The organism is Streptomyces sparsus, assembly GCF_054776295.1.
In genome coordinates this window covers 1-2,918 of the sequence record NZ_BAAHCA010000629.1, presented here as the reverse complement: position 1 = coordinate 2,918, position 2,918 = coordinate 1, and the positions used below count along the sequence as shown (strand labels likewise).

2 protein-coding genes are annotated in these 2,918 nt (G+C 73.1%); both read left to right on the top strand.

The features are described from left to right. Nucleotides 1-164: 164 nt before the first annotated feature. Nucleotides 165-1,793: an FAD-dependent oxidoreductase gene (locus ACYVE9_RS21305; RefSeq protein ID WP_461029496.1), complete on the top strand. Its 1,629-nt coding sequence runs from the start codon at nucleotides 165-167 to the stop codon at nucleotides 1,791-1,793. Between the two features lie 102 nt (nucleotides 1,794-1,895). After that, on the top strand, nucleotides 1,896-2,918 hold a 1,023-nt coding region (locus ACYVE9_RS21300), incomplete at its 3' end, for a hydantoinase/oxoprolinase family protein (protein ID WP_461029495.1).

Below are 2,918 nucleotides of genomic sequence, written 5' to 3'. Positions count from 1 at the left end.
CCGTGCGCGGCCCGCCGACCGGTCCGAGTGACCCACGGCCCGCCGTGCCGACCGGCCCCGCCACACACCGGCCGGATGCTTCCGGCCGCGCGCCGGCCGGTGTCGCGGACGAGCCCCGACACCCGACCGCAGTACCCCACAGCACACCAGAGGAGAAACGACGTATGCCGAGTTCGACTGCCGGGACCGACACCGACATCCTGATCGCGGGGGGTGGACTGGGCGGCGTCGCCGCGGCCCTCGCGGCCTGCCGGGCCGGGCGCACGGTGGTGCTGACCGAGGAGACCGACTGGATCGGGGGCCAGCTCACCTCGCAGGCGGTGCCCCCGGACGAGCACCCGTGGGTGGAGCAGTTCGGGACCACGGCCGCCTACCGGCGGCTGCGTGAGGGCATCAGGGACCACTACCGCACCTGGTACCCGCTGCGTTCACAGGCGCTGGCCCTGCCCGAGCTCAACCCCGGCGCCGGCCGGGTCAGCAAGCTCTGCCACGAACCGCGGGTCGCACTCGCCGTGCTGGAGGCCATGATCGCGCCCTACCGGGCTGCCGGCCTGCTGACGGTGCTGCTGGAGCACCGGCCGGTGGAAGCGCACACCGAAGGGCCCGACAACGATGTCATCCGTGCGGTGACCTTCGCCCACGGCGACGACCGGCACACCGTCACCGCCAGGTACATGCTGGACGCCACCGAGACCGGCGAACTGCTCGAACTGGCCGACGTGGAACACGTCCTGGGGGCCGAGGCCCGCCACGAGCACGACGAGCCGCACGCCCCGCTGACGGCCGACCCGCTCAACCAGCAGGGCATCACGGTGTGTTTCGCGCTGTCCCACCACGAGGGCGCCGACCACACCATCGACCGTCCCCGCGACTACGACTTCTGGCGCTCCTACCGGCCGGACTTCTGGCCCGGCCCGCTGCTCGGCTTCCAGGCGCCCGACCCCCGCACCCTCGAACCGGTGCCGCGCACCTTCGAACCCAACCCGGACGTCGACCCGCTGGCGATCTCGGCCGACCAGAGCGCGGACGCCGGCGACAAGGAACTCTGGGGCTTCCGCCGGGTGCTGGCCCGCCGCCTGCACCGCGAGGGCGCCTTCCCGTCGGACATCACGCTGGTCAACTGGCCGCTCAACGACTACTGGCTCAAGCCCGTGATCGGCGCCGGCGAGGAGACCGCCCGTCAAGCCGTCGAGGAGGCAAGGGAGTTGTCCCGGTCGCTGCTGTACTGGCTGCAGACCGAGGCCCCGCGGGCCGACGGCGGCACGGGCTTTCCCGGACTGCGTATCCGGCCCGACATCACCGGCACGCCGGACGGCCTCGCCAAGGCCCCCTACATCCGCGAGTCCCGCCGGATCAGGGCCGTCACCACCGTCACCGAGCGGGACGTCTCCGTCGAGCTGGTCGGACCCCGCGGCGGCACCCGGCACCGCGACTCGGTCGGCGTCGGCAGCTACCGCATCGACCTGCACCCCTCCACCGGCGGTGACAACTACATCGACATCGCCTCGGTGCCGTTCGAGATCCCGCTCGGCGCGCTCGTGCCGCGCCGCATGCGCAACCTGCTGCCGGCCGGCAAGAACATCGGCACCACCCACATCACCAACGGCTGCTTCCGGCTGCACCCGGTGGAGTGGAACGTCGGCGAGGTCGCCGGCGCGCTGGCCGCGCACTGCCTGGAGGAGGGCGTCGTCCCGCACCAGGTGCAGGCCGAGGACAAGCGGTTCACCGAGTTCGCCCGGACCCTCGACCGCCAGGGGGTGCAGCGCCACTGGCCGGACGTCCGCGGCTACTGAACCCGTCGCCGGTCCGGACCCCGGGCGGGGCGGCCCCCACCCGCCCCGCCCGGCCCCCACCGAGCCGCCGACTCATGACAGACACAGAAGAGGTGCCAGCTCATGAACACCCAGCACGTCCGCGTCGGTATCGACGTGGGCGGAACCTTCACCGACGCCGTGGCCGTCGACGCCCGGACCCTGGCCCTGGTCGGCCAGGTCAAGGTGCCCACCAGCCACCACCACGAGGACGGCGTCGCCCACGGCATCGTCGAGGCACTCGACCGGCTGCTCGCCGAGGTCGGGGCAGAACCCGCCGACGTCACCTTCCTGGCCCACGGCACGACCCAGGCCACCAACGCCCTGCTCGAAGGGGACGTCGCCACCGTCGGCCTGATCGGAGTGGGCCGGGGCACGGCCGCCGTGCTGACCCGGCGCCTGGCCCGGCTCGATCGGCTGCACCTCACCCCGGGCAAGAAACTGCCGCTGCGCTACGCACACGTCGACGACCCCACCGACCGGACCGCGGCCCGATCGGCCGCCGAACAGCTCAAGGCGGCCGGAGCGGGAGCGCTCGTCGCCACCGAACCGTTCAGCGTGGACGTGCCCGACGGAGAACTCGCCGTGCTCGACGCCGCCGGGGACCTCGGACTGCCGATGACCGCCGCACACCAGATCACCTCGCTGTACGGACTCCACAAGCGCACCCGCACCGCCGTCGTCAACGCGGCGATCCTGCCCCGCATGCTGGCCACCGCCGACGTGGTGGACGCCGCCATCACCAAGGGCGGCATCACCGCCCCGCTGATGGTGATGCGGTGCGACGGCGGCGTCATGTCCCTGGACGAGATGCGCCGCCGCCCCCTGCTGACCGTGCTCTCCGGGCCGGCGGCCGGCGTGGCCGGCGCCCTCATGCAGGAACGTGTCAGCGAGGGCGTCTTCCTGGAGACCGGCGGCACCTCCACCGACATCAGCGTCATCCACCGCGGCAAGGTCGCCGTCCGGCACGCCACCATTCTCGGCAAGACCTCCTACCTGTCCGCGCTCGACGTACGGACCGTCGGCGTCGGCGGCGGCTCGATGGTGCGGCTGGCCGCCGGCCGCGGCGCCGTCACCACCGTCGGCCCGCGCAGCGCCCACATCGCC

Bases quoted from the DNA above. Each gene is read 5' to 3' on its own strand.
- ACYVE9_RS21305 (WP_461029496.1), top strand. From the start codon at position 165: ATGCCGAGTTCGACTGCCGGGACCGACACCGACATCCTGATCGCGGGG.